This is a genomic window from Ramlibacter sp., assembly GCF_028291745.1.
Classification (GTDB): domain Bacteria; phylum Pseudomonadota; class Gammaproteobacteria; order Burkholderiales; family Burkholderiaceae_C; genus Ramlibacter.
Window position 1 is genome coordinate 1 of record NZ_JAQGNQ010000093.1, and the last position, 25,963, is coordinate 25,963.

Sequence of the window (25,963 nt, forward strand, 5' to 3'; positions counted from 1 at the left end):
TCGACAGCTGCAGGCGGGCGACCTTCTCGTCCAGGTGCTTGGGCAGCACGTAGACTTGGCCGGCTTCGTACTCGTCCGGCTTGGTGAACAGCTCGATCTGCGCCAGCGTCTGGTTGGCGAAGGACGAGGACATCACGTAGCTGGGATGGCCCGTGCCGCAGCCCAGGTTCACCAGGCGGCCCTTGGCCAGCAGGATGATCCGCTTGCCGTCGGGGAAGATCACGTGGTCGACCTGCGGCTTGATCTCGTCCCACTGCAGCTTCTCGATCGAGGCGATGTCGATCTCGGTGTCGAAGTGCCCGATGTTGCAGACGATCGCCTGGTTCTTCATCTTCACCATGTGCTCGTGGCGAATCACCTGCTTGTTTCCGGTGCAGGTCACGAAGATGTCGCCCTTGTCGCACGCATATTCCATGGTGACGACCTTGTAGCCCTCCATCGCCGCCTGCAAGGCGTTGATGGGGTCGATCTCGGTCACCCACACTTGCGCCGACAGCGCGCGCAGCGCCTGGGCCGAGCCCTTGCCGACATCGCCGTAGCCCGCCACCACCGCCACCTTGCCGGCGATCATCACGTCGGTGGCGCGCTTGATGCCGTCCACCAGCGACTCGCGGCAGCCATAGAGATTGTCGAACTTGCTCTTGGTGACCGAGTCGTTGACGTTGATCGCGCGGAACTTCAGCAGGCCCTTGTTGGCCATGTCGATCAGGCGGTGCACGCCGGTGGTGGTTTCCTCGGTGACGCCGATGATCTGCCTGGCCTTGCGGCTGTACCAGGTGGGGTCCTGCTTGAGCCTGGCGCGGATCGCGGCGTAGAGGATGCGCTCTTCTTCCGAGGAGTGCGTGTCGATCAGCGACAGGTCCTGCTCGCAGCGCTGACCCAGGTGCATCAGCAGCGTGGCATCGCCGCCGTCGTCGAGGATCATGTTCGGGCCTTCGCCTTCGCTGCCCTTGGCGGCGAATTCGAAGATGCGGTGCGTGTAGTCCCAGTACTCTTCCAGCGACTCGCCCTTCTTGGCGAACACCGGCGTGCCGCCGGCGGCAATGGCGGCGGCTGCGTGGTCCTGCGTGGAGAAGATGTTGCAGGAGGCCCAGCGGACCTGCGCGCCCAGCGCCTGCAGCGTCTCGATCAGCACCGCCGTCTGGATCGTCATGTGCAGCGACCCGGTGATGCGGGCGCCCTTCAGGGGCTGGCTTTTCGCGAATTCCGAGCGGATCGCCATCAGGCCGGGCATCTCGGTCTCGGCGATGCGGATTTCCTTGCGGCCCCAGGCGGCGAGGGAAAGATCGGTGATGGCGCTGTCGCCGGCGGCGACGGGCTGGAGAACGGCGTTCATGGTGGCTCCGGATGGGCGAGGTGGACAAAGCCCACGGCCTCCGGAGGGATCTCACCGCACGGAAGCGTGGGTGAGCGTCGTTGCAGATGTTCCGAGCCTCGCGTCCTGGGCGGACGCTGCAACGCTCCTCGGTGACTTCCTATTGTAATGGAGGCGGCGGGGATCGGACATCCGAACGCCGTCCTCTGCGTCCGGAAATCGGCTTTACGCCTCGACCGGCCGCGCTTCCATGGGGGCCTCTTCCGGACTGTCATCGAACCGCTGGTACCACGTCGCCACCAGCCCGCCCGAGATGTTGTGCCACACGCTGAAGATCGCGCTCGGCACGGCGGACAGCGGCGAGAAGTGCGCGGAGGCCAGCGCGGCGCCCAGGCCGGAGTTCTGCATGCCCACTTCGATCGAGAGCGCCTTGCGCTTGGCCACGGGCATGCCCGTGAACTTGCCGAGCAGGTAGCCGAGCAACAGGCCCAGGCCGTTGTGCAGCACGACCACCGCGAAGATCAGCAGGCCGCTGGCGGCGATCTGCTTCTGGCTGGCCGCCACCACCGCGGACACGATGGCCACGATCGCAATCACCGACACGAGCGGCAGCACGCCCACTGCGACCTTCACCTTGTCGCGCAGCAGCGATTGCGCGACCACGCCCAGCGCGATGGGCAGCAGGACGACCTGCACGATCGACCAGAACATCGCGGCGGCGTCGACGTGCAGCCACTGGCTGGCCAGCAGGTAGATCAGCGCGGGCGTGACGAGGGGCGCCAACAGCGTGGTGACGGCGCTCACCGCGACCGACAGCGCCACGTCGCCCTTGGCCAGGAAGGTCATCACGTTGGAGGCCGTGCCGCTGGGACAGCAGCCCACGAGGATGACGCCTACCGCGATCTCCGGCGGGAGCTGCAGCACCTTGCACAGCAGCCAGGCCAGGCCCGGCATGATGACGAAGTGGCCCAGGCAGGCGATGAACACGTGCCACGGCCGGCGGAACACCTCGCGGAAGTCCTCCTTCGACAGGGTCAGCCCCATGCCGAACATGATGACGCCGAGCAGCGGGACGATCCACGCGGCCAGCGGCTTGAAGGTGGCGGGGGCGAAAAAGGCGAGCGCTGCGAACAGCAGCACCCAGGCGGCAAAGGTCTTGCCGACGAACTGGCTCAGGCGAAGAAGGGCCTGCATGGGAAACATCCTTGGCGATTGCGATACGGCGATGCGGATTGTAAGCATGCTTAGCAATCGGCCCTGTGCGCCGGAATTGCGCGCATGGCCGCCCCGCGGCGGCGCGGAACGGCTACAAACGCGGCATGACCACTGCTCCTTCCGCCCCCGTCGAGCCGATGCTCGCCAAGATCGCCGAGACCCTGCCGACCGAGCCGGGCTTCCTGTTCGAGCCCAAGTGGGACGGCTTCCGCGCGCTGGTCTTCCGTGGCAACGAACAGACCTACCTGCAAAGCCGCGACCTGCGGCCGCTGAACCGCTACTTCCCCGAGCTGGAAAAGGCGCTGCACGATGCACTGCCCAAGGGGTGCGTGCTCGATGGCGAGATCGTCATCGCCACCGCCCGCGGCCTCGACTTCGACGCGCTGCAGATGCGCCTGCATCCGGCCGCCTCGCGCGTGGCCAGGCTGGCCAAGGAGACGCCCGCCAGCTTCATCGCGTTCGACCTGCTGGCCGCCGGTGGCAAGTCGACGATGGAGCTGCCGCAAGGCGAGCGCCGCACGCGACTCGAACGCCTGCTCGGAACAACGAAGCCGCCGCTGCACCTCACGCCCGTGACCCGCGACCGCGCGCAGGCCGAGGAATGGCTGGAGAAATTCGAAGGCGCCGGGCTCGACGGCGTCGTCGCCAAGCTCGAGTCCGCGGCCTACCAGCCGGGCAAACGGGCGATGCTCAAGATCAAGCACGTGCGCAGCGCCGACTGCGTGGTCGCCGGCTTTCGCTGGTACAAGGAGCGCGACGACGCCGTCGGCTCGCTGCTGCTGGGGATCTACGACGATGCCGGGACGCTGCAGCACGTGGGGGTGACCTCGTCCTTCACCATGGCCATGCGCGAACAGCTCGCGCAGGAACTCGCGCCGCTGCGCAGCGGCGTCGAGGAGCATCCCTGGCGCGAGTGGGCCGGCGCGGTGGTCGGCGAGGCCCAGCGCATGCCCGGCGCGCAAAGCCGCTGGAGCGGCGGCAAGGACCTGAGCTGGGTGCCCTTGCGGCCGGAGCGGGTGTGCGAGGTCAAGTACGACCACCTGCAAGGCAAGCGCTTCCGCCACGCCGCAGTGTTCCTGCGCTGGCGCCCGGACAAGCCGGCGGAGGATTGCCGATACGACCAGCTGGAGGTGACGACGCCGTTCGAGCTGGCCAAGGTGTTCGGTGCTTGATCTTGGATGTCATCCCGGGCTTGACCCGGGATCCATGCGGCGCTTGATCACAGGCCGCGTGGATTGCGGGTCAAGCCCGCAATGACATGTCTTCAGCGGCCGTCGCGTCGGAAGCAGCCCGCCGCGTGATCGTCCACCATCCCCACTGCCTGCATCCACGCATACACGATCACCGGCCCCACGAACTTGAAGCCGCGGCGCTTCAGCGCCTGCGAGATCTCTTGCGACTTGGGCGTGCTCACCGGCAGGCTGCGGCCATCACCGCGGATCACCTTGCCATCGGTGAAGGACCAGCAAAAGCGCGCGAAGTCCTCGCCGCGCTCGTGCATGTCGCAATAAATCTTCGCTGCGGCGATCGTCGCCTCGATCTTCGCGCGCGAGCGGATGATCTCCGCGTTGCCCACCAGCCGCTCAACCTCGTGGTCGCCGAAGCGCGCCACCTGCTCCGGCACGAAGCCGGCGAAGGCCTGGCGGAAGGCCTCGCGCTTGTGCAGGATGGTCCGCCAGGAGAGCCCCGCCTGGAAGCCTTCCAGCACGAGCATCTCCCACAGCATGCGGCCGTCGCGCTGCGGCACGCCCCACTCTTCGTCGTGGTAGCGCGCCATCAGCGCGTCGTCGCCATCGGCCCAGGAACAGCGGTGGAGTTCTGCGGTCGGCATCCCCGCATTGTCAGGCCGGCTTCTCGACTTTCGGCCGCAGCGGCACCGGCACGTGCTCCAGGTTGATCCGCACGCGGTACCACAGCGACGAACTCCCGCGCATGCGGTCCACCAGCACGTCGGCCGGCTCCAGGTGCGCCGCTACCTTCGGATGCTGCGCCTGCCACGCCTGCGCCGCGGCCACCGCATCCGCCTCGCGTTCGGAACGCGCCACCTCGATCAGCGGTTTCTTCACGCGCGCCGTCGAGGGCGGCGCGCGGCGCGGCTCGCCCTCGGCCTTGCGGTAGTGCGGTGGCCAGGGGGCATCGCCCTCGCCTTCGGCCTCGTGCCGACGCGAGAGCTCCAGCAGCGGCGCTAGCGAGCAGCGCCACTGGTCGATCTCCGCGTGCGGATCGCCGATCCGGCGCAAGCGCTGCGGCATGGTGTGCAGCGTGAATTCGGCCGGATTGCACTCGGCCAGTTCGCGCCAGTGCAAGGGCGCCGACACGCGTGCGTCGGGCTTGGCCCGCACCGAGTACGCGGAGCTCACCGTGCGGTCCTTGGCGTTCTGGTTGTAGTCGACGAACACGCCGCGCCGCTCCTCCTTCCACCACTTGCTGGTGGCGAGCTGCGGGGCGCGCCGCTCCACCTCGCGCGCCAGCGCGAGCGCGGCACGGCGCACTTCATCGAAGGTCCAGTTCGGCTCGATCCGGATCAGCACGTGGATGCCGCGCGAGCCGGAGGTCTTGGGCCAGCCCTTGAGCCCCAGCTCCGTCAGCACTTCGTGCACCACGTTCGCCACCTGCACGATCTGCGGCCATTCGACACCGGGCACCGGGTCGAGGTCCACCCGCAGTTCGTCGGGATGGTCCAGGTCCTCGGCGCGCACCGGATGCGGATGCAGTTCCAGGCAGGCGAGATTGGCCATCCAGGCGAGGTCGGCGGGATGGCGTGGCACCACCTCCTCCGCGCTGCGCCCGGAGGGAAAGCGGATTTCGGCGACCTCCAGCCAGTCCGGCCGCTTGGCCGGGGCCCGCTTCTGGAAGAAGAACTCCTCGCCGATGCCGTTGGGGTAGCGCACCAGCACGCACGGGCGCCCGCCCGCGCCGCGCAATGCGCCCTCGGCGACGGCCAGGTAATAGTTCACGAGGTCGAGCTTGGTGACGCCCGGCATCAGCAGCTTGCCGGGGTGGCTGACCACCACCTCGCGGCCGTCAATCTCCAGCGTCGTGTCGTCCTTTGCCAGGGCCATGGGCAGCAAAGTACACCGGCATGGGACAATCGCGGGTCAGACACGGCCGTGATTCGCAGCGCGGCCGTCACGTCCTGGCGGTCCCGCCGCAGCGGGCCGCGTGCTTTCCGGAGTCACCCCCTTGTCCGCCTCGCCCTTCAGCGCCGAAGTCCAGCGCCGCCGCACCTTCGCCATCATCTCGCACCCCGACGCGGGCAAGACCACGCTCACGGAAAAGCTGCTGCTGTTCTCCGGCGCGATCCAGATCGCCGGCGCCGTGAAGGGCCGCAAGGCCTCGCGGCACGCGACCAGCGACTGGATGGAAATCGAGAAGCAGCGCGGCATCTCGGTGGCCTCCTCGGTGATGCAGATGCTGTACCGGGACCACGTGATCAACCTGCTCGACACCCCCGGCCACAAGGACTTCTCCGAAGACACCTACCGTGTGCTGACCGCGGTCGACGCGGCCCTGATGGTGATCGACGCGGCCAACGGTGTCGAGGCGCAGACGCGCCGGCTGATCGAGGTCTGCCGCCAGCGCGACACGCCCATCATCACCTTCGTCAACAAGATGGACCGCGAGGTGCGCGAGCCGCTCGACATCCTCGACGAGGTGGAGCGCGAACTCGGCATGCCCTGCGTGCCCATGACCTGGCCGGTCGGCAAGGGCAAGGGCTTCGGCGGCATCATGAACCTGCGCACCCAGGCCATGACGGTGTTCGAGTCCGGCAGCGAGCGCCGGTCACAGGACTTCGACACGATTGCGCTGAGCGACCACGCCGAACTGCGCAAGCGCTTCGGCGCCGAATACGACGCGGCCGCCGAGAGCATGGAACTGGCGGCCGGCGCCTCGCCCGACTGGGACCGCGCGGCCTTCCTCGCGGCCAGGCAGACGCCCGTGTTCTTCGGCTCCGCCGTCAACAACTTCGGCGTGATGGAAGTGCTCGATGCCCTGGTGGACCTCGCGCCGGCGCCGCAGCCGCGCAAGAGCCACGCCGTGGTCAATCGCCAGCCGGTGGAGCGCGTGGTGGAGCCCGACGAAGCGACCTTCTCCGGTGTGGTGTTCAAGGTGCAAGCCAACATGGATCCTTCGCACCGCGACCGCATCGCCTTCGTGCGCATGGCCTCGGGCAAGTACACGCCGGGCATGAAGCTCAAGGTGCAGCGCACGGCCAAGGAACTGCGTCCGACCTCGGTGGTCACGTTCCTGTCGCAGCGGCGCGAAGCCGTGGACGAGGCCTATGCCGGCGACATCATCGGCTTCACCACGCACGGCGGTGTGCAGCTCGGGGACACGATTACCGACGGCTCGGTGAACCTGCAGTACACCGGGCTGCCCTTCTTCGCACCGGAGTTGTTCCAGGTCGTGATCCTGAAGAATCCGCTGCGCACCAAGCAGCTGCAGCAAGGCCTGGCGCAGCTCGGTGAAGAAGGCGCGATCCAGGTGTTCCGGCCGCACGTGGGCGGGCCGATGCTGCTGGGGGCGGTGGGCCAGCTGCAGTTCGAGGTGGTGCAGCATCGCCTGCGCGGCGAGTACGACTGCGACGTGCGGCTCGAAGGCTGCCCGTACACGGGCGCGCGCTGGATCACCGCCGATACCCCGGCCGAATTGAAAGCCTTCACCGATGCCTATCCGCAGCGGCTGGCGCTGGACGCGGCGGAGGCGCTGGCCTTCCTGTGCACCTCGCCCTACGACGTGCGCCTGGCGCAGGAGCGCTTTCCGAAGATCCATTTCCACCTGCTGCGCGAGCACGCGGGGCTGGCGCTGCAGAAGGCTGGCTGAGTGCAGCCGCTGCACGCGTGGCCGCTGGCCGAGCGCGCGCGCATCCGCGGCGTATTGACGGACATCGACGACACGCTCACGACCGAGGGCGCCGTCACGCCCGACGCGCTGGCGGCGCTGACCGATCTCGCCCGCGCGGGGCTGCACGTCATTGCGATCACCGGGCGGCCGGTGGGTTGGAGCGAGCCGTTCGCGCTGCAATGGCCGGTGGCTGCCATCGTTGCGGAGAACGGCGCCGTGGCGCTCACGCGGGGCGCCGACGGCGGCGTGCGCAAGCTGTATGTGCAGGACGCCCGGCAGCGCGCGGCCAATTACGCGCGCCTGCAGCAGGTCGCGCAGCGCATCGTGCGCGAAGTCCCTGGCGCGACGATCTCGCGCGACAGCAGCGGCCGCGAGACGGACATTGCGGTCGACCACAGCGAGTTCGCGCAGCTTTCCGGGCAGCAGATCGCGCAAGTGGTGGCGGTGATGCACGAGCAGGGGATGAATGCCACGGTCAGCTCGATCCACATCAACGGCTGGTATGGCGATCACAACAAGTTGTCGGGCGCGCGCTGGATCGCGCGCGAGCTGCTGGCGTGCGATCTCGATGCGGAGCTCGATCGCTGGGTGTATGTCGGCGACTCGACCAACGACGTGCTGATGTTCGAGCACTTCCCGCACAGCGTGGGGGTGGCCAACATCCGGCGCTTCCTGGCCGCACTGGCGTTCAAGCCGCGGTATGTGACGCAAGGGGAACGCGGGGCGGGTTTCGCGCAAGTGGCGCGGGCGATCTTGCGAGCACAAAGGACGTCCTGAAGGATGTCCTGAAGGACGTCATGAAAAATGTGACGAAGGATGTCATTGCGGGCTTGACCCGCAATCCAGGCAGCGCCTGAACAAGCGCCGTCGTGGATCCCGGGTCAAGCCCGGGATGACATCCAGGAAACCCCCGAGGACATCCTTCAGGCCACGATCGCCTGCAGCGGCAGTTCCCGCGCCGCCATGCGACCCGCCAGCCGCTGCCAGCACGCCCGCACGAAGGCATTCATGATGCGGCCATAGGCGCGATGCCAGCGCCAGCCCCACTCGGGGTGGAACTGGAAGCCCCAGGCGAACGCTTGCGGATCGTGCCAGCGAAAGGCCTCCACCAGCCCGTCGTCGGCATGCGCCTCGGCGACCAGGCCCTCGCCCAGCCGCTTCACGCCCTGCGAATGCAGCGAACTCACGGGGAAGCGTCCCATCTGCGTCATCGCCTCCAGCGCGCCGCTCGGCACGCAGCTGACGAAGTGCCGCTCCTGATACGCCTCGTCCAGCGACTCTTGCGGATTTTCGTGGTGCTGCAGCATGCCCGGCAGCTCGGGCAGCCACTGATACAGGCTGCCACCCAAGGCTGCATTGAGGTCGTGGCAACCACGGCAGAAGCCGATCACCGGCACCTTGCGCGCGATCGCCAGCCGCACCAGCGCCTGCGCCAGCGCGTCGCGCTCGTAGTCGAATTCGAACTCCGGCCGCGCCGGCTCCTCGCCCCACAGGCGCGGGTCCACGTTGGTGTCCGAGCCGCCCATGAGAATGCCGTCCACGGACGCCAGCAAGGCCTCGATGCGCTCGGGCGGCACCCGCGGATAGCAGACCGGTTGCAGGCCCATGTTCAGCCCCGTGCGCTGGCCGCCTTCGTCCACCACCGTGTACAGCTGTGTGTGCCCCGAGGGATTGGTGAGTTGCCGGTGGCTGGCCACCACCCACACCAGGGGCACCTGCGGCGGATTCGCCATCAGTCCTCCCGCGCCTCGCAATGCCCGCGGCAGGCGCTGGCGAAAGCCTCCAGCGTGCGCTGGTAGAACGGATGCTGGTCGTGGCGCCACTCGGGGTGCCACTGCACGCCGTAGGCAAAGGCGGGGGCGTTCGCCACCTGCACGCCTTCCACCAGGCCGTCGGGTGCGTGCGCCTGCGCCACCACGCCCTCGCCCAGTCGCTTGAGCCCCTGGCCATGCAGCGAGTTGACCTGCGCCCGCGTGCCGCCCGCCCATTGGGCGAAAGCGCTCCCCGGCTCCAGCAGCACGTCATGGCGCTCGGCGAACTGCACGGCGAGGTCCTCGTCCTCGGGCTCGCGGTGATCGAGCATGCCCTCGTTCTCGCGCAGCGACTGATAGAGGCTGCCGCCCAGGGCCACGTTGATTTCCTGCAGGCCGCGGCACACGCCGAACAGCGGCACGGCGCGCGTGATCGCCTCGCGCACGAGTCGCATGGTGAGCTTGTCGCGGCGGGGGTCGAGCAGGTCGGTCGGCAACACCGCGGCGCCGAAGTGCGTGGCCTCCACGTTCGAGGGCGATCCGGTCAGCAGCACGCCATCGACCAGCGGCAACAGCGTCGGCACGTCTTCGACCTCCGCCATCGGGAACAGCACCGGCTGCAGCCCGAGCTGCGTGACGGCGGCTGCATAGCGATCGGCCAGCACGGTGTAGCCGCCGGGGTCGTCCAGGTCCAGGTTGCGGTGGCAGGCAGGCAGCCACACGAGGGGCTTGTGCGGTTTCTTGGGCATCGTCGGGGCTCTCGCCCATGGTGCCAAGCGCGGCGCGGCTGCGCTGGCCGCAGAGGCGTTTCCACGCGTCGGATGGCGACTACGTCGTGTTGCACTTTCGGTCGCTGTGGCGCGCACGAGACGTCGGGTGCGGAACGTGTTCCGGCGCCGATTACACTGCGCCCGGCTCCGGCTTGCCGGGGTCTTAACAACAGACAGATCATCCAAGGCAGTAAACATGAAACGCATCGCAATCGCGGCCGCCGCCGCCCTCCTCATGATCGGCTCCGCCCAGGCGCAGCAAGCCCGCAGCGCCTCGCCGCTGTACGGCGAACTGGGCTACAGCTTCCTGAACGTGAAGGAAAGCTCCACCGGTTTCGACGCCACGCCGCAGGCCCTGCGCGGCATCATCGGCTACAACTTCCATCCGTACTTCGCGGGTGAAGCCATGCTCTCGATCGGCACCAGCTCCGACAGCGATCTGGGCGTGGACGCCAAGGTGAAGAACGCCTTCGGCCTGTTCATCAAGCCGAAGTACGACATCAACAACTTCGAAGTGTTCGGCCGCCTGGGCTGGGCGCGCACGAAGGTCAGCGTCAGCGTTCCCGGCTTCTCGGGCGAGGGCAGCGACAACGACTTCGCCTACGGCGCAGGCGTGAACTACAACTTCAACCCGAAGATGTACGTGGGCGCGGACTACCTGCGCCTGCTGGACAAGAACGGCACCAAGGTCGGCGGCTGGACCGTCAGCGTCGGCTACCGCTTCTAAGCGAGAAGGATGTCGTCCCGGGCTTGACCCGGGATCCATGCGGCGCTTGATCGGTGGCCGCATGGATTGCGGGTCAAGCCCGCAATGACATGCCTCCGAGGGGTATCCCCGCCCCTCACACCCGCGCCAGCACCGGCCCCAGCACCTTCCCCGTGTGCGTGCCCAGCGCCACCACCTCTTCGGGCGGTGCCGCCGCCACGATCCTGCCGCCGGCCGTTCCGCCGTCGGGGCCCAGGTCGATGATCCAGTCGGCTTCGGCGACCACGTCCAGGTCGTGCTCGATCACCATCACGCTGTGCCCGCCATCCACCAGGCGATGCAGCACGCGGATCAACTTCTCCACGTCCGCCATGTGCAGGCCCACCGTCGGTTCGTCCAGCACGTACAGCGTGTGCGGCGCCTTCTGGCCGCGGCGCGTGACGTCGTCGCGCACCTTCGACAGTTCGGTCACCAGCTTGATGCGCTGCGCCTCGCCTCCGGAGAGCGTCGGCGACGGTTGCCCCAGCGTGAGATAGCCCAGGCCCACATCGCGCAGCAGTTGCAGCGGATGGCTGATGTTCGGCATCGAAGCGAAGAACTCCACCGCCTCGTCCACCTCCATCTGCAGCACGTCGCCGATGCTCTTGCCGCGCCAGCTGACGGCCAGCGTCTCCGGATTGAAGCGCGCGCCGTGGCAGGTTTCGCAGGGCACCTTCACGTCCGGCAGGAAGCTCATGGCGATCGTGCGCACGCCCTGGCCTTCGCACGAGGGGCAGCGCCCTTCGCCGGTGTTGAAGGAGAAGCGCCCCGGGCCGTAGCCGCGCGCGCGCGCCTCCAGCGTGTCGGCGAACAGTTTGCGGATGGTGTCCCAGAAGCCGATGTAGGTGGCCGGGCAGGAGCGCGGCGTCTTGCCGATCGGCGTCTGGTCCACTTCCAGCACGCGGTCGATCGACTGGTAGCCGACCAGCGACTTGCAGCCCACCCATTTCGGGCGCTTGCCCGCGTCGTCGGCGTCGCGTCCTGCCTTGGTGGAGCGCCGCTGCACGGCGGCCTGCACGTTGTGCAGCAGCACGTCGCGCGCCAGCGTGGACTTGCCCGAACCGGACACGCCGGTCACCACCACCAGCCGCTTGAGCGGCACGTCGACGTCGACGTCGACAAGGTTGTGGAGGTCGGCGCCTTTCAGGCGCAGGAAGGTCGTCGGCGCGCCCTCGCTCTCCACCACCGGAGCGGCCAGTGCGGCGGCCATCTTCGCGAGCAGAGAGCGCGGCTTCTTGCCCTTGGCCACCGGCATCGGCGTCTCCGCCACCGGCAGGCCCGGAGGCTCGCGGTCGTGCATAGTGGCGACGGCGCGGCGCGGCTTCAGCGGATGCTTCATCGCGTGCAGCAGGTAGCGGCCGGTCAGCGAATCGGCAGCTGCGGTCACTTCGTCCACCGTGCCCTGCGCGATCACGCGGCCGCCGCGCTTGCCCGCGCTGGGACCGATGTCGATGATGTGGTCGGCGCGGCGGATGGTGTCCTCGTCGTGCTCCACCACCACCAGCGTGTTGCCCTTGTCGCCCAGCTTGTGCAGGGCGTCCAGCAGGATCTGGTTGTCGCGCGCATGCAGGCCGATGGTCGGCTCGTCGAGCACATAGCACACGCCCTGCAGGTTGGAGCCGAGCTGCGCCGCCAGCCGGATGCGCTGCGCCTCGCCCCCCGACAGCGTGGGCGCGCCGCGGTCGAGCGTGAGATAGCCCAGTCCCACTTCCTCCAGGAATTCGAGCCGCGACTTGATCTCGGGGATCAGGTCGCGCGCGATGCCCTGCTCGCGCACGCTCAGCACATCCTTCACCTGCAGGCTCTCGACCCAGCGGCGCACGTCGCGCACCGAGAGCGCGGCGATGTCGGCGATGCCGGTCTTGTCGAAGGCCACCGCGCGTGCCTGCGCATTGAGGCGCGTGCCGTGGCAGGTGGGACAGGTTTCGTCGGAGACATCCTCGACCTCCGGCTCGGCGAAGGTCTGCTCGCGGCCCTTGTCCTCGGACGCCAGCAGCGTGTCGTCGAAAGCCTTGCGCTGCTCGCGCGTGAGCCGGACGCCCGTGCCCACGCACTCGGGGCACCAGCCATGCTTGCTGTTGTACGAGAACAGGCGCGGATCCAGCTCGGGGTAGCTGGTGGCGCACACCGGGCAGGCCCGCAGCGTGGAGAACACTTCGACCCTGCCGAGGCCTTCGTGCTTCGCCAGCCCCTGGGTGAAGGCGCTGCGCAGGCCGTCGAGCGGGGCCAGCACGTGGACGATGCCCTTGCCATGTTCCAGTGCCAGCGTGAGCTTCTCGCGCAGCAGGGCCTCGTTGGCCGGCGTCACGTCGAGATCGCCCACCGGCAGTTCGATGGTGTGTTCCTTGAAGCGGTCGATCCGCGGGAAGTTGGTGGTCGGCAGGAAGTTGCCGTCGATGCGCAGGTGCGTGTAGCCGCGCGGGCGGGCCCAGTCGGCCAGCTCGGTGTACACGCCCTTGCGATTCATCACCAGCGGCGCGAGCAGGCCCACGTGCTGGCCGCGATAGCGCTTCATGACCTGGGCGACAATGCTGTCCGGGGTCTGCGGCCGGACCTCGGCGCCCTCGTTGACGCAATGCTGCACGCCCAGCTTCACGTACAGCAGGCGCAGGAAGTGCCACACCTCGGTCGTGGTGCCGACGGTGGACTTGCGGCCGCCGCGCGAGAGCCGCTGCTCGATCGCCACCGTCGGCGGAATGCCGTACACCGCGTCGACCTCGGGCCGCCCGGCCGGCTGCACGATGGAACGTGCATAGGCGTTGAGCGACTCGAGGTAGCGCCGCTGGCCCTCGTTGAACAGGATGTCGAAAGCGAGCGTGGACTTGCCCGACCCCGAGACTCCGGTGATCACGCTGAACTTGTTGTGCGGGATGTCGACGGAAAGGTTCTTGAGGTTGTGTTCCTTGGCGTTGACGATCTGGATCGCATTGGGGGCGGTCCTCACCCGCTGCCGCGGGCGGGAGAGGGCGTAGGGGGCAGTGGCCTCCGAGGCAGCGCCCAGCGTCGAGTCGTATTCACGCAGCGCCTTCGCGGTATGCGACGTTGCATGCAGCTTCACTTCTTCCGGCGGGCCTTCCGCGACCAGCAGGCCGCCGGCATCGCCGCCTTCCGGGCCGAGGTCGATCAGCCAGTCGGCCGCGCGGATCACGTCGAGGTTGTGCTCGATCACGATCAGCGAATTGCCGGCTTCCAGCAGCTTGCGCAAGGCGCGCATCAGCTTGGCGATGTCGTCGAAGTGCAGGCCCGTGGTCGGCTCGTCGAACAGGAACAGCACGCCCTTGGTGGCCAGCCGCTGCCTGCTTTGCGACGAGGACCGCGCCGCCTCGGCGAGAAAGCCCGCGAGCTTCAGGCGCTGCGACTCGCCGCCCGAGAGCGTCGGCACCGGCTGCCCGAGTTTCACGTACTCGAGGCCGACGTCGACGATCGGCTGCAACGCGCGGATCACGTCGCGATCCTGCGCGAACAGCGCGGCCGCCTCGCTCACCGTGAGATCCAGCACGTCGGCCACGTTCAGCACGCGCGGCTCCGGCGCGCCGAGCGCCTGCCGTTCGATCGTCACTTCCAGGATCTCCGGGCGATAGCGCTTGCCGTCGCAATCCGGGCAGCGCAGATAGACGTCGGACAGGAACTGCATCTCCACGTGCTCGTAACCCGAACCGCCGCAGGTGGGGCAGCGGCCGTCCCCCGAGTTGAAGGAGAACTTGGAGCCGGTGTAGCCCCGCTGCCTCGCCAGGGGCGAGGTCGCGAAGATGTCGCGCAACGAGTCCCAGGCACCCACATAGCTGACCGGATTGGAGCGCGCGGTCTTGCCGATCGGCGACTGGTCGACGAACACGACATCGCGCAGGTGATCGACCCCGAGCACGCGGTCGTGCGCGCCCGGCGTCTCCGTGGCACGGCCGAAGTGACGCAGCAACGCCGGCGCCAGGATGTCCTGCACCAGCGAGGACTTGCCCGAACCGGAGACGCCGGTCACGACGACCAGCCGCTGCAGCGGGAACTCCACCGCCAGGTTCTTCAGGTTGTGTTCGCGCGCGCCTTCCAGCACCAGGCGCGGCGTGGCGTCGGTGACGGCGCGCTTGAATCCCATGCCCACGTGCTTGCGCGCGCCGAGGTAGGCGCCGGTCAGCGTGTCGGCACGGCGCAGATCCTGCACGCTGCCGTCGAAGACGATCTGGCCGCCCTTCTCGCCCGGGCCCGGACCCATGTCGATGATGCGGTCGGCCGCCATCATCACGGCCGGGTCGTGCTCCACCACCACCAGCGTGTTGCCGGCATCGCGCAGGCGGTGCATGGCCTGCGTGATGCGGCCCATGTCACGCGGATGCAGGCCGATGCTCGGTTCGTCCAGCACGAACAGCGTGTTCACCAGCGAGGTGCCGAGCGCCGTCGTGAGGTTGATGCGCTGCACCTCGCCACCGGAGAGCGTGCGGCTTTGCCGATCGAGCGTCAGGTAGCCGATGCCCACATCCACCAGGTACTTCAGGCGGGTGTTGATCTCCTCGAACAGCAGCTTGAGGGCCTGCAGTTCGCCGGTGCCGGCATGCGCTTCCGCCTCGGGCTCGACGCGGTCGAAGAAGCGGCGCAGCCGGTCGATCGGCAGCATCATCAGGTCGTGCAGCGACAGCCCGGGCAGGGCCTCGAGCTGTTCGCGCGTCCACTGCGCGCCCACCGGCAGGAAGCGGCGCGCCGGTTCCAGTGCCGCGTCGGCATCCTCCCTGGAGCCCACGCGCCAGAGCAGCGGCTCGGTTTTCAGGCGGGCGCCGCCGCAGACGTGGCACGGCGTGTAGCTGCGGTACTTGGACAAGAGCACGCGGATGTGCATCTTGTACGCCTTGCTTTCGAGGTATTCGAAGAAGCGCTTCACCCCGTACCACTGCTTGCTCCAGTTGCCGTCGCGGTAGTTGGGCGCGCCGTGGATCACCCACTGCTGCTGCTCCGGGGTCAGCTTGTACCAGGGCGTGTCGCGCGGGACGCCGGCCGATTCGGCGTAGCGCAGCATGTCGTCCTGCGACTCGGACCAGGCCGGCGTCTGGAAAGTCTTGACCGCCCCCGCACGCAGCGTGAGCTTGTCGTTCGGAATCACCAGGCCGTAATCGACGCCGATCACCCGGCCGAAGCCGCGGCAGGTCTCGCAGGCGCCCACCGGCGAGTTGAACGAGAACATCGAGGGCACCGGGTCGGCATAGCGGATGTCCGAGTCGGGGCAGTGCAGGCCGGTGGAGAACTTCCAGATCTCCGGCTGGCTTTCTTCCTCCCTCCCCCCCTGGGGGAGGGTTGGGGTGGGGGCGCTCGCATAGACCGAGAGGCGGCCCGAGCCGCGCTTGAGCGCCAGTTCGATCGCCTCGATCGCACGCACCTTCTCCACGCCCTGGATGCGGAAGCGGTCGGCCACCACGTCGAGGATCTTGCGCGGGCCGGTCGGTGTGGCCACCTCGCGCTCGGCCTGCACGCGGGTGAAGCCGCTGGCCGCCAGCCACTGTTCCACTTCCTCGGATGTGGTGCCCCCCGGCAGTTCCACCGGGAAGGTGACGACCAGGCGTGGATCGCTTTCCCTGGTGCGCGCCAGCAATTGCTCGTACACCGTCTCGGGCGTGTCGTGCCGTACCGGCAGCGCGGTCTGCCGGTCGAACAACTGCGCGGCCCGCGCGAACAACAGCTTCAGGTGGTCGTTCAGCTCCGTCATCGTGCCGACGGTGGAGCGTGAGGAGCGAACCGGATTGGTCTGGTCGATCGCGATCGCCGGCGGCACGCCCTCGACCCGGTCGACCGCCGGCTTGTCCATGCGCTCCAGGAACTGGCGGGCATAGGCGGAGAAGGTCTCGACGTAGCGCCGCTGCCCCTCGGCATACAGGGTGTCGAAGACCAGGCTGGACTTGCCAGAGCCGCTGGGCCCGGTCACCACCGTCAGTTCGCCCGTGTGCAGGTCGAGGTCGAGGTTCTTGAGGTTGTGCTGTCTGGCACCGCGGATGCGGATCGATCCCTGGGACATGAAGGGCGGGCTTTCCGGAGGAGGGCCCGACATTCTAGGGAGGGCGCGGAGCTGGCGCAGGGCCGCCCAGCGATGTCCTCGTCTGACGGCGGTCATCCGGGAATTCCTACAGACGGTGCTCGACCGCCCCTTCTATGTTGGCGCTTCCTTCGCTCCTTGGCCTTGCCGTGGCTTCACAGCATCTCCGGCTGCACAGCTTTCCCATCGAATGGCAATTCCGGCCGACCTCGCCGGCCGTCGAGGCCGTGCGCCGCCAGTTGCTGGCCGTGCTCGACGACTGCATGGGATTCGAATGCGACCGGGTGCGCTGGCGGGTGCACACCGCCGAGCGCGCGCAGGAGCTCTGGTTGCTGCGCGATGCGGTGTTCCAGGCGGTGGCCGCCCAGCACTGCCGCGACGACGCAGTGGCCCGCATGAAGGACCTGGTGCCGGCCTTGCACCGGCTGCTGCCGGAGCGCCAGCTCCCGGGAGCCTGAGCCCGCGCCGATCCGGCTCAGTCGCTGCCGCCCAGGGTGACGGCGGGCAGCCGGATCTGCACGCCGCCCGCGGCGGCCTCGATGCGGCCGTTCATCGTCGCGATGCGCCGGCGCGCCGAGTCCACCCGCGGATCGGCCAGCGGAAAGTCCCAGGCCTTGCCCTCGCAATCGGCGCGCACCTGCACCACGACCTCGCCGGCGTGGCCCAGCGTTTCCACCTGCAGCCGGTTGGGCGCATCGCTTTTCTCGCAGGCCTGCTCCAGCGCCTGCAGCAGTCCCATCAGCGCCTCGGTCAGGTGGTCGGGAATGATCTCGCAGGCCGGCAACGACTCGCCCAGCTTCAGCTGGATCGGCGAACCATGAAAGCGGCGGTCGAAGCGCAGAAAGTCGCAGATCGCCTTGATCTGCTCGTTGATGTCCACGATCTCGGGCGCGTTACGGCGGGCGCTGGCGAAGTGCGTGATGCGCCGCGTCATGCCGGCGACGCGGGCCGTCTGCTCCACGATCATGGCGGGGTACTCGGGCTTCACCTCGCCCCCGGTCTGGGTGGCATGGGCGATCTCCTCCGCCAAGCCGGAGATGATGGCCAGCGGGTTGCCCACGTTGTGCGAGATGTTGGCCGCCATGGCGCCCATGGTCGCCATCTTGTCGCGGTGCCATTCCTGCTCGCGCAGGGCCGCCTGCTCGCGCGCCCGCGCCTCGCGGTCGATGAACTGCTGGCCGCGGCGCACCAGGAACAGCAGCGCCAAGTAGGTGAGCACCAGCATGCCGTAGATCGTCATCAGGAAGCGGTCGGACGATCGCTGCACCGCGCGCACGTTGTTGGCCGAGCCCTGCTGCATGCGCGTCTGGTTGCGGGCAATGGTGGCGCCGCCGCGGGCCGACGAGGACTCCAGTTGCTGCAGCAGCGGCGTCACGTCCGAATAGATCTCGAACACGCCGACCACGCCCTGGTCGCCCATGACCACGGGCACGTAGCTCTGGATCAGGTCGCGGTCCTTCACCACGTCGTCGAACACGCTCAGCTGGTTGCGGTGGACCAGCTCGCTGGCGCTGTGGCCGCGGGCCGCCGCGCGCCAGCCGCCGTTGTCCGACTTGTCCTCGCCGATCATCTCGGGAGCGGAGGAATAGACGGTCAGGCCGCGCAGGTCGTAGACCTTGATCTTGAAGACGCTGCTGCCCCGCATCAAGTCGCGCACCGGCGCGTCCAGCCCCTGGAAGGCGGGCAGCATGCGCACCTTGGCGCCCACCCGCGCGATGCAGGCCAGCTCCTGCGCATGCGCATTCTTCGCCTTGGGATCGCGCGGATGGCAGGAAGTCAGCGGCACCGACTGTGCCTGCTCCACCAGCGGCGCGAAGCGGGTGGGCCACAGGGCATTGGCGAACAGGCGGGCCAGGCTGGCCTGGCCGGAGTCGTACACCGAGACGACCGTCGCGCGTGACGTTTCCTTCTGCTGGCGCAGCAGGTCGGATTGCACCTCGGCGAAGAAGGCGGTCTGGTCGCGCTCCACGCCCGCGAAGTAGTTGATTTCGCCGACCTGCAGCAGGTAAAGGGCCCCGGCCAGCACGGCAAACGCGACCAGGCTCGTGAGCGTGAAGTAGCGGGTGAGCTGGAAGGCCGGCGGAGATACCACAGCCGCAGTTTATTCCAGCAGGTTACAAATCCTCCGTAATGCGGAGGAAAACCGGGCGCGAACCTGATAGAGCCGTCAGCTTTCAGGAATTTTGCCCGGCCCAGTTAGGGCCTTGCGCGCCATTCCGGCCGGTAGTGCGGCCGCCCGTTCCCAGTCGCCGCTGGCAAACCACGGGTCACCGGCCAGCCAAGCGCGCAGCATCGGCAGGGCGTCGAGGCCCCAGAACAGCTTGCCATCGGCCTCGAAGGTCGGGACTCCGAACAGGCCCCGCGCGAGCGCAGCGTCGGTATTGGCCTTCAGCTCGGCCTTGACGACATCGCTTGCCGGATCCCGCTGCGGCGCCAGTTGTGTGCGCAACTGTTCCAGCCGCTGCCGGTCGGCGGCGTCGGCACCGCCCCGCCACGCGTGCCGGAACACCGTCTCGGCGACGTAGCGGTTGATCGTTCCCGCCTGGCCGCAAGCCAGCGCCAGGCGCAGCAGGCCCAGCGGGTTGAAGGGATGCGCCGCCGGCAACTGCAAGGGGATGCCGTGCGCCTGCGCCAGCCACAGCACCTGCCGGTAAGTCCAGTCGCGCTTGGGCGCGATTTCGGCCGGCCCGAGCTGGCCGTGATGCCCGAGGAAGGCGGCAAACAACACCGGCCGGTACTCCACCTCGTAGCTCAAGCCCGCCAGCGCCTGCGGCAGGTGCTCGAAGGCGAGATAGGCGTACGGCGAGATGAAGTCGAGGAAGAAGGTGATGCGCTTCATTCGGGACCTGTCCTTTGCACCAGCAGCCGCCACAGCGCGCGGCGGGCGTCGTCGTCCATGCCGCCCCAGTCCGCGATTTCGTCCAGCGTGCGATAGCAGCCGGCGCACAGCCCGGTCTCGGCGTCCATGCGGCAGACCGAGATGCACGGCGAGGGCACGGGCTCGTCCTGGGTCAGTTCGGCCGCGCGATCGCGCAGGAGCTGGATCGCGCCCAGTCCCATCAGGCGGGCGCCTGCACCACGTCGGCCACCGGCGCGCCGGTGAGCGCCTGCAAGTCCTGCGGCCGCAGCTTGAAGACGCCATGCGGATGCCCCGCGGCGGCCCAGATCTCCTCGAAGCGGAACAGCTCGCGATCGATCAGCGTCACCGGCGGCTGCGCATGCGCGAGCGGCGACACGCCGCCGATGGAGAAGCCGGTCGTGGCTTTCACGAACTCGGCGTCGGCGCGACCGGTCTTGCCGACCAGGGCATCGACCTTCTTCTCGTCGACGCGCCGGTCGCCGGAGGCGATCACCAGCACCGCGGCATCGTCGGACTGGCGCCGGAAGATGATGCTCTTGGCGATCTGCCCGACACCGATGCCAAGCGCATCGGCCGCCTGCTGCGCAGTGCGCGCAGCCGCATCGAGCATGACGGGCAGGTGCGGATGCCCGGCTTCCTGCAGGGCGCGGGCGACGCGCTGCACGCCTTCGGGCAACTCGGTGAGTTCGGCGCCGCACATGGTCACGCGCTCCGCTTGTTCAGGATCGCCGTGGCCGCGCGCGAATTCGGCTTGCGGCCCAGGAAGTCGCTGATCGCCTTGCCGGCGTCGACCAGCTTGTCGAGGTCGATGCCGGTCTCGATGTCCATGCCGCGCAGCAGGTAGACCAGGTCTTCGGTCGCGACGTTGCCGGTCGCGCCCTTGGCGTAGGGACAGCCGCCCAGGCCCGCGACCGAGGCATCGAATTGCCAGATGCCCAGCTCCAGGCAGGCCAGCGTGTTGACCAGCGCCTGGCCGTAGGTGTCGTGGAAGTGGCCGGAGACCTCGTCGATGGCGTAGTGCTGCAGCGCCGCCTCCATGGCCGCCTGTACCTTGCGGGGCGTGCCCACGCCGATGGTGTCCGCGACGCCGCAGTGCTGCACGCCGATCTCCTTCATCATGCGCGCCACGCGGCCCACGCTCTCGGGCGAGACCTCGCCCTCGTACGGGCAGCCCACCGCCACCGACACGGCGCCACGCACGTGGATACCGTGCTCGCGCGCGGCGCGCACCACGGGCGCGAAGCGTTCGATGCTTTCCGCGATCGAGCAGTTGATGTTGCGCTGGCTGAAGGCCTCGCTGGCCGCGCCGAACACCACGATCTCGTCCGGCTTCGAAGCGAGCGCGGCCTCCAGGCCCTTCATGTTCGGCGTCAGCACCGAATAGCGCACCCCGGGCTGCCGGGCGATGCCCGTCATCACTTCGGCGTTGTCGGCCATCTGCGGCACCCACTTCGGCGAGACGAAGCTGGTGACCTCGATTTCTTTCAGGCCGGCCTCCTGCAGGCCATGGACGAGGGCTATCTTGACCGCCGCGGGCACCGGCTCCTGCTCGTTCTGCAGGCCGTCGCGCGGGCCCACGTCGACGAGCTTGACCTTGCTGGGGATGGGCATGGCTTAGTCCTGATTCAGCGGACTAGTATCCCTTCTTCCGGTCGACCACGCCGGCAACGGGTTCTCCGCGTTCCAGCGCGCGGATCTTGCCCGCGATCTGCGCGATGCTTTCGTCGCGCAAGGTGCGGGCGGAGGTGTGCGGCGTCACCACGATCTTCGGGTGCCGCCAGAACGGATGCTCCGCCGGCAGCGGCTCGGTGCGGAAGACGTCGAGGGCAGCGCCGGCGAGATGGCCGCTGTCCAGCAAGGCGATCAGGTCGGCATCCACCAGGTGCGCGCCGCGGGCGACGTTGATCACGTAGCCGCCCGGGCGCAAGCGGCCCAGCGTGCGCCGGTCCAGGATGTTCTCGGTCTCCGGCGTCAGCGGCAACAGGTTGACCAGCACGCGCGTGCCCGCGAGGAAGTCGTCGAACTGTCCGGAGCCGGCAAAGCATTCGACGCCGGCGACCGCGTGCGCACTGCGACTCCAGCCTCGCACCGGGAACTCGAAGGCCGCCAAGGCCTGCGCGACCCGCCGCCCGAGCACGCCGAGCCCCAGCACCCCCACGGGGAAGTCGGCGCGCGAACGCGGCTTGCGGAAGGTCCACTTGCCTTGCGCCACATCGCGCTCGTAGCCGTCGAGCTCACGGAAGTGGCGGATCACCGCATGGCAGGCGAACTCCGCCATCTGCACCGACATCCCCGCGTCGTCCAGCCGCACGACCAGCGCATCTGGCGGCAGCCGCAGCTTCATCAACGCGTCGACGCCGGCACCGATGTTGAACAGCGCCCGCAGCCCCTGCTGCTCATCGAGGAACTGCTGGGGCGGCGCCCACACCACCGCGTGGTCGGCCGGCGCCGCGCCGGGGCGCCACTCCTGCACGTCGGCCTCCGGCAGGGCGGCGCGCAAGCCGTCGAGCCAGCGCTGGATCTTGGTATCGGTACAGCAGACGGTGATGCGCATGGGGCGCATTGTGGGGGAGCCTCGCTTGCGCTGGCTGGCGCGGGGTGCCAAGCTGGCGCGCCCGCAGTACCCCACACAAGGAGACAACAAGATGAGAACAAGCGTGTTCCGCGGCCTGGCCGTGGCCTTGATCGGCCTGCTGCTGGCCGCCTGCCAGGCTTTGGCCGCCGATTTTCCAGCGCCGAAGCAGGGTACCTGGGTCGTGCGCGACTTCAAGTTTCACACCGGGCAGGTGCTGCCGGAATTGAAGCTCGCCTACAGCACGGTCGGCGAACCCACGGGTGAGCCCGTCCTCGTGCTGCACGGAACCACCGGCTCGGCGAACTCCATGCTCACGCCCGGTTTCGCGGGCGAGCTGTTCGGGCCCGGGCAGCCGCTCGATGCCACGAAGTACTACGTGATCCTCACCGACGCGATCGGCACCGGTCGTTCGAGCAAGCCTTCGGATGGCCTGCGAATGAATTTCCCCAAATACAACTACGACGACATGGTGGACGCGCAGTACCGCCTGGTGACCGAGCACCTGGGCATCAAGCACCTGCGGGTGGTGATGGGCAACTCCATGGGCGGCATGCAGACCTGGATCTGGGCCCAGAAGTACCCCGGCATGATGGACGTGGCCGTGCCCATGGCCTCGCTGCCGACGCAGATGTCGGGCCGCAACTGGATGATGCGCCGCCTGCTGACCGAATCGATCCGCCGCGACCCGGCCTGGAACAACGGCAACTACACGCAGCAACCGCCCGGTTTCCAGCTGGCCACGGTGTTCTTCGCCACGGCCACGAGCGGCGGCAATCACTCGTACATGAAGCAGGGGCCCACGCGCGAGAAGGCGGACGCGGCGCTCGAGGCGCGCCTGAAGCCCGGCGCGCTGAATGGCGACGCCAACGACCAATTGCTGCAATGGGAATCGTCGGCCGACTACAACCCCGCGCCCGGGCTGGAGAAGATCACGGCGACGCTGCTGGCGATCAACTCCGCCGACGACGAACGCAACCCGGTGGAACTGGGCGTGCTGGACCGCGAGATCAAGCGCGTGAAGAACGGGCGCGCCTACATCATCCCGGCCAGCGACCAGACGCTGGGACACGCGACGACGGGCAATGCGCGGTTCTTCAAGGAGCAGCTGGATGCGGTGTTGAAGACGGCGCCGCGTAGGGGGATGTAGCGGCGCAGCGCTGGGGTGCCCTGCGGGCAGCCCAGCCTACAGATGCCACCACCTCATCGAAGTCGGTAGGCTGGGCTGCGCGCCAGCGCACCCCAGCTCCCCTCACGCCGCCAGCTTCAACAACTCCGCCCCTTCCGCCACCTGGTCCCCCGGCGCGTACAACAACTCCGCCACAGTGCCGTCGACCGGCGCCGCGATCGTGTGCTCCATCTTCATCGCTTCGAGCACGGCCAGCGGCTGACCCTTGCGGACCTTGTCGCCGGCTTGCACCGCGAAGGACACCACCTTGCCCGGCATGGGCGCGGTGAGCCGTCCGACTTCCGCTGCACCTTCGCCCGCATGCGCCAGCAGGTCGATGCTCACGATCGGCGCGGCGCCGGCATCCGTGAACACGTGGTCGGTCTCGCCCTGCGTGTACACCGTGGCGCGAGTGCGCTGCGCGCCGTAGTGCACCTCGATGCCCTCTTCGGTCGCCCGAAAGGACAGCGGCGCGGATTGGCCATTCACCGCCAGCACCAATCCGCCATCGTGCAGCGTCGTGAGCTGCGCCTTCGCATGCGTGCCGCCGAAATCGAACTCCAGCCGACGACTCGCCGCGCCATGCGAACGCCAGCCATCGCGCCGGCTGAAGGGATCACTGCCGGCGAGCTGCGCCTCGTCGATCAGCGTCTTGGCAACGACGCAGGCAGCGGCCAGTTCCAGCGACAGCGGCTGCTGCTGGAACAGCACCGCCGCCTCCCGCTGGATCAAGGCGGTGTCGAGATCGGCCTGCGCAAACGAGCGGCTGCGCACCACGTGACGCAGGAACTGCACGTTGGTCGCGAGGCCGACGATGTGGGTGGCCGCCAGCGCCTCATCGAGCCGGGCCAGCGCCTCTTCCCGCGTGCTGCCGTGCACGATCAGCTTGGCGATCATGGAATCGTAGAACGGCGAGATCGCGTCGCCTGCGCGCACGCCATCGTCGATGCGGACGCTCGCCCGCCGGAAGGCGGCGGCCGGTGGCTTGCGGTACACGTGCAAGGTGCCCGTGGCCGGCAGGAAGTTGTTGTCCGGATTCTCTGCGCAGATGCGCGCCTCGATCGCGTGGCCGTCGATGCGCAGGTCCGCCTGCTGCAGCGGCAGCGGTTCGCCGGCCGCGACGCGCAGTTGCCACTCGACGAGATCGAGGCCGGTGATCGCTTCCGTCACCGGGTGCTCCACCTGCAGCCGCGTGTTCATCTCCATGAAGAAGAAGTCCAGCTCGGAACCGCGCTGCTCCACGATGAATTCCACGGTGCCGGCGCCGACGTAGTTCACCGCGCGCGCCGCGGCCACCGCGGCCTCTCCCATGCGACTGCGCATGGCTTCGCCCAGGCCCGGCGCGGGCGCCTCCTCCAGCACCTTCTGGTGGCGGCGCTGCACCGAGCAGTCGCGCTCGAACAGGTACACGTAATGCCCCTGCGTGTCGCCGAACACCTGGATCTCGATGTGCCGCGGCCGCGTCACGTATTTCTCCACCAGCACCGCGGCATCGCCGAAGCTGTTGCGCGCCTCGCGCTGGCACGAGGCCAGGGCCGCCGCGAAGTCCTCGGCGCGTTCCACTGCCCGCATGCCCTTGCCACCGCCGCCGGCGCTGGCCTTGATCAGCACGGGATAGCCGATGCGCGCGGCCTCGCGGGCCAGCAGCCCCGGGTCCTGGTCCGCGCCGTGGTAGCCGGGCACGAGCGGCACGCCGGCCTGCGCCATCAGCCGCTTGGATTGCGCCTTCAGGCCCATGGCCTGGATCGCCGCGGCGGGCGGACCGATGAACACGATGCCCGCTTGCGCGCAGGCGGCGGCGAAGCCCTCGTTCTCGCTCAGGAAGCCGTAGCCCGGATGGATCGCCTGCGCACCGGTGGCCCGGGCCGCCTCGATGATCCGCTCCCAGCGCAGGTAGCTGTCCTGCGGCGCGCTGCCGCCAATGGGCACGGCCTCGTCGCAGGCGTGCACGTGCTTGGCATCGGCATCGGCCTCGGAGTACACGGCCACCGTGCGGATCGCCATGCGCCTGGCCGTAGCAGCGACACGGCAGGCAATCTCCCCCCGGTTGGCAATCAGGATCTTGCGGAACATCAACCCAGCTCCCGCGGCAATGGCCGCCCCTTGAAGAATGCGCCCACGCCCTGCACCACCTTGCGCAGGAAGCGGGTCAGCACCACCAGCAGAATGACGGCCAGCACGATGCTCACCAGCAGCACGACGCCGAAGGCGAAGGGATGCGCCGCGGAGAGCCACAGCATGAAGACGACCAGGCCGTCTTCCCCCAGCGACACGGCCACATTGGAAAAAGGTTCCGGCGAGGTGTTGACGGCGGCACGCGTGGTCATCTTGGCCGCGTGACTGGTGGCCGCGAGGCTGCCGCCCAGGATGGCCGCGATCCAGCCCATCGCCTGGCTGTCGGCACCGAGCGCGCCGGCCGCCAGCGCCGCGCCGGCCGGAATGCGGATCACGGTGTGCACCGCGTCCCAGACCGTGTCCACCAGCGGAATCTTGTCGGCGAAGAATTCGGCGAACAGCATGAAACCGCTGGCGATCAGCACGCCGGGATGCTGCAGGATGTGCAGGCCCGGAGGCAGGGGCACCCATCCGAGCCAGCCCGCGAGGCCGGTCAGAAAGACCGCGGCATAGAGCCGAAAGCCGCTCGCCCAGCCGAGCGCCGCGGCCAGCGCCAGCAGGTGCGGTGTATCCAGGACGTGGCCCAGGGCGTCCACT

The 25,963-nt window shown here is 68.5% G+C and carries 21 protein-coding genes and 1 riboswitch; of the genes, 6 read left to right on the plus strand and 15 right to left on the minus strand.

Features of this window, described 5'->3' with window-relative positions; translation table 11 throughout:
- Both ahcY and JWP60_RS17335 read right to left on the minus strand, forming a co-directional pair.
- The coding region (ahcY, locus tag JWP60_RS17330; RefSeq protein WP_299794108.1) for an adenosylhomocysteinase at positions 1-1,336 on the minus strand (1,336 nt) is incomplete at its 3' end.
- Positions 1,337-1,401: 65 nt separating this feature from the next.
- Positions 1,402-1,470, minus strand: a riboswitch (S-adenosyl-L-homocysteine riboswitch).
- 70 nt (positions 1,471-1,540) lie between these two features.
- The gene (locus JWP60_RS17335) at positions 1,541-2,509 is read right to left on the minus strand and encodes a bile acid:sodium symporter family protein (RefSeq protein WP_299794111.1); all 969 of its coding nucleotides are present in this window, start codon (positions 2,507-2,509) and stop codon (positions 1,541-1,543) included.
- A gap of 125 nt (positions 2,510-2,634) precedes the next feature.
- Between JWP60_RS17335 and JWP60_RS17340 the strand changes: the two genes are divergently transcribed.
- Positions 2,635-3,702 (plus strand): ATP-dependent DNA ligase, encoded by a 1,068-nt coding sequence (locus JWP60_RS17340; RefSeq protein WP_299794114.1) that lies wholly within the window; start codon positions 2,635-2,637, stop codon positions 3,700-3,702.
- 92 nt (positions 3,703-3,794) lie between these two features.
- On the opposite strand, the gene JWP60_RS17345 is transcribed toward JWP60_RS17340, so the two are convergent.
- Both JWP60_RS17345 and ligD read right to left on the minus strand, forming a co-directional pair.
- The gene (locus tag JWP60_RS17345) at positions 3,795-4,361 is read right to left on the minus strand and encodes a DNA-3-methyladenine glycosylase I (RefSeq protein WP_299794117.1); all 567 of its coding nucleotides are present in this window, start codon (positions 4,359-4,361) and stop codon (positions 3,795-3,797) included.
- 10 nt (positions 4,362-4,371) lie between these two features.
- Positions 4,372-5,592, minus strand: a complete 1,221-nt coding sequence (gene ligD / locus JWP60_RS17350) for a non-homologous end-joining DNA ligase (protein WP_299794120.1) — start codon at positions 5,590-5,592, stop codon at positions 4,372-4,374.
- Between the two features lie 121 nt (positions 5,593-5,713).
- On the opposite strand from ligD, the gene JWP60_RS17355 reads away from it, so the two are divergent.
- Both JWP60_RS17355 and JWP60_RS17360 read left to right on the plus strand, forming a co-directional pair.
- Entirely contained in the window at positions 5,714-7,354 is a 1,641-nt protein-coding gene (locus tag JWP60_RS17355) for a peptide chain release factor 3 (RefSeq protein ID WP_299794124.1), read from the plus strand.
- Positions 7,355-8,152, plus strand: a complete 798-nt coding sequence (locus tag JWP60_RS17360; protein WP_299794127.1) for an HAD-IIB family hydrolase — start codon at positions 7,355-7,357, stop codon at positions 8,150-8,152.
- Positions 8,153-8,298: 146 nt separating this feature from the next.
- Here the strand turns inward: JWP60_RS17360 and JWP60_RS17365 are convergent, their stop codons facing one another.
- The gene (locus tag JWP60_RS17365; protein WP_299794130.1) at positions 8,299-9,108 is read right to left on the minus strand and encodes a gamma-glutamyl-gamma-aminobutyrate hydrolase family protein; all 810 of its coding nucleotides are present in this window, start codon (positions 9,106-9,108) and stop codon (positions 8,299-8,301) included.
- Positions 9,108-9,875 (minus strand): gamma-glutamyl-gamma-aminobutyrate hydrolase family protein, encoded by a 768-nt coding sequence (locus JWP60_RS17370; protein WP_299794133.1) that lies wholly within the window; start codon positions 9,873-9,875, stop codon positions 9,108-9,110. The genes JWP60_RS17365 and JWP60_RS17370 overlap by 1 nt, the downstream gene beginning before the upstream one ends.
- 217 nt (positions 9,876-10,092) lie before the next feature.
- Here JWP60_RS17370 and JWP60_RS17375 point away from each other — a divergent pair, with 217 nt between their 5' ends.
- On the plus strand, positions 10,093-10,623 hold the full coding sequence (locus JWP60_RS17375; RefSeq protein WP_299794136.1) for a porin family protein: 531 nt from the start codon (positions 10,093-10,095) through the stop codon (positions 10,621-10,623).
- A gap of 115 nt (positions 10,624-10,738) precedes the next feature.
- Here the strand turns inward: JWP60_RS17375 and uvrA are convergent, their stop codons facing one another.
- On the minus strand, positions 10,739-16,633 hold the full coding sequence (gene uvrA / locus JWP60_RS17380) for an excinuclease ABC subunit UvrA (RefSeq protein WP_299794139.1): 5,895 nt from the start codon (positions 16,631-16,633) through the stop codon (positions 10,739-10,741).
- Positions 16,634-16,800: 167 nt separating this feature from the next.
- Between uvrA and JWP60_RS17385 the strand changes: the two genes are divergently transcribed.
- Positions 16,801-17,109, plus strand: a complete 309-nt coding sequence (locus JWP60_RS17385; protein WP_299794142.1) for a hypothetical protein — start codon at positions 16,801-16,803, stop codon at positions 17,107-17,109.
- A gap of 17 nt (positions 17,110-17,126) precedes the next feature.
- On the opposite strand, the gene JWP60_RS17390 is transcribed toward JWP60_RS17385, so the two are convergent.
- From JWP60_RS17390 to JWP60_RS17415, 6 genes are all read right to left on the minus strand, one after another.
- Positions 17,127-18,743, minus strand: coding sequence for a hypothetical protein (locus JWP60_RS17390; protein ID WP_299794145.1), 1,617 nt, complete (start codon positions 18,741-18,743; stop codon positions 17,127-17,129).
- A gap of 75 nt (positions 18,744-18,818) precedes the next feature.
- Positions 18,819-19,490 carry a 2-hydroxychromene-2-carboxylate isomerase gene (locus JWP60_RS17395; protein WP_299794148.1) on the minus strand — a complete coding sequence of 224 codons (672 nt, stop codon included), beginning with the start codon at positions 19,488-19,490 and terminating at the stop codon, positions 18,819-18,821.
- Positions 19,487-19,711: a DUF1289 domain-containing protein gene (locus JWP60_RS17400; RefSeq protein WP_299794151.1), complete on the minus strand. Its 225-nt coding sequence runs from the start codon at positions 19,709-19,711 to the stop codon at positions 19,487-19,489. The genes JWP60_RS17395 and JWP60_RS17400 overlap by 4 nt, the downstream gene beginning before the upstream one ends.
- The gene (locus JWP60_RS17405; protein WP_299794154.1) at positions 19,711-20,211 is read right to left on the minus strand and encodes a YbaK/EbsC family protein; all 501 of its coding nucleotides are present in this window, start codon (positions 20,209-20,211) and stop codon (positions 19,711-19,713) included. Before JWP60_RS17405 ends, JWP60_RS17400 begins: the two co-directional genes overlap by 1 nt.
- A gap of 2 nt (positions 20,212-20,213) precedes the next feature.
- Positions 20,214-21,122: a hydroxymethylglutaryl-CoA lyase gene (locus tag JWP60_RS17410; protein ID WP_299794157.1), complete on the minus strand. Its 909-nt coding sequence runs from the start codon at positions 21,120-21,122 to the stop codon at positions 20,214-20,216.
- A gap of 22 nt (positions 21,123-21,144) precedes the next feature.
- A complete protein-coding gene (locus tag JWP60_RS17415) occupies positions 21,145-22,065 on the minus strand; it encodes a glyoxylate/hydroxypyruvate reductase A (RefSeq protein ID WP_299794160.1) in 921 nt (306 codons plus the stop codon).
- Positions 22,066-22,156: 91 nt separating this feature from the next.
- Between JWP60_RS17415 and JWP60_RS17420 the strand changes: the two genes are divergently transcribed.
- Positions 22,157-23,233: an alpha/beta fold hydrolase gene (locus JWP60_RS17420; RefSeq protein ID WP_299794163.1), complete on the plus strand. Its 1,077-nt coding sequence runs from the start codon at positions 22,157-22,159 to the stop codon at positions 23,231-23,233.
- A 102-nt stretch (positions 23,234-23,335) separates the two neighbouring features.
- Here JWP60_RS17420 and JWP60_RS17425 read toward each other — a convergent pair whose 3' ends face one another.
- Positions 23,336-25,324: an acetyl/propionyl/methylcrotonyl-CoA carboxylase subunit alpha gene (locus tag JWP60_RS17425; RefSeq protein ID WP_299794166.1), complete on the minus strand. Its 1,989-nt coding sequence runs from the start codon at positions 25,322-25,324 to the stop codon at positions 23,336-23,338.
- Entirely contained in the window at positions 25,324-25,962 is a 639-nt protein-coding gene (locus JWP60_RS17430) for a DUF4126 domain-containing protein (protein WP_299794169.1), read from the minus strand. The genes JWP60_RS17425 and JWP60_RS17430 overlap by 1 nt, the downstream gene beginning before the upstream one ends.
- Position 25,963: the final 1 nt, after the last annotated feature.

Excerpts from the sequence above, each read along its gene's own strand:
- JWP60_RS17335 (WP_299794111.1), bottom strand. The coding sequence starts at position 2,509 with ATGCAGGCCCTTCTTCGCCTGAGCCAGTTCGTCGGCAAGACCTTTGCC.
- JWP60_RS17340 (WP_299794114.1), top strand. The coding sequence starts at position 2,635 with ATGACCACTGCTCCTTCCGCCCCCGTCGAGCCGATGCTCGCCAAGATC.
- JWP60_RS17345 (WP_299794117.1), bottom strand. The coding sequence starts at position 4,361 with ATGCCGACCGCAGAACTCCACCGCTGTTCCTGGGCCGATGGCGACGAC.
- ligD (WP_299794120.1), bottom strand. The coding sequence starts at position 5,592 with ATGGCCCTGGCAAAGGACGACACGACGCTGGAGATTGACGGCCGCGAG.
- JWP60_RS17365 (WP_299794130.1), bottom strand. The coding sequence starts at position 9,108 with ATGGCGAATCCGCCGCAGGTGCCCCTGGTGTGGGTGGTGGCCAGCCAC.
- JWP60_RS17370 (WP_299794133.1), bottom strand. The coding sequence starts at position 9,875 with ATGCCCAAGAAACCGCACAAGCCCCTCGTGTGGCTGCCTGCCTGCCAC.
- JWP60_RS17375 (WP_299794136.1), top strand. The coding sequence starts at position 10,093 with ATGAAACGCATCGCAATCGCGGCCGCCGCCGCCCTCCTCATGATCGGC.
- uvrA (WP_299794139.1), bottom strand. The coding sequence starts at position 16,633 with ATGTCCCAGGGATCGATCCGCATCCGCGGTGCCAGACAGCACAACCTC.
- JWP60_RS17395 (WP_299794148.1), bottom strand. The coding sequence starts at position 19,490 with ATGAAGCGCATCACCTTCTTCCTCGACTTCATCTCGCCGTACGCCTAT.
- JWP60_RS17400 (WP_299794151.1), bottom strand. The coding sequence starts at position 19,711 with ATGGGACTGGGCGCGATCCAGCTCCTGCGCGATCGCGCGGCCGAACTG.
- JWP60_RS17405 (WP_299794154.1), bottom strand. The coding sequence starts at position 20,211 with ATGTGCGGCGCCGAACTCACCGAGTTGCCCGAAGGCGTGCAGCGCGTC.
- JWP60_RS17410 (WP_299794157.1), bottom strand. The coding sequence starts at position 21,122 with ATGCCCATCCCCAGCAAGGTCAAGCTCGTCGACGTGGGCCCGCGCGAC.
- JWP60_RS17415 (WP_299794160.1), bottom strand. The coding sequence starts at position 22,065 with ATGCGCATCACCGTCTGCTGTACCGATACCAAGATCCAGCGCTGGCTC.
- JWP60_RS17420 (WP_299794163.1), top strand. The coding sequence starts at position 22,157 with ATGAGAACAAGCGTGTTCCGCGGCCTGGCCGTGGCCTTGATCGGCCTG.
- JWP60_RS17425 (WP_299794166.1), bottom strand. The coding sequence starts at position 25,324 with ATGTTCCGCAAGATCCTGATTGCCAACCGGGGGGAGATTGCCTGCCGT.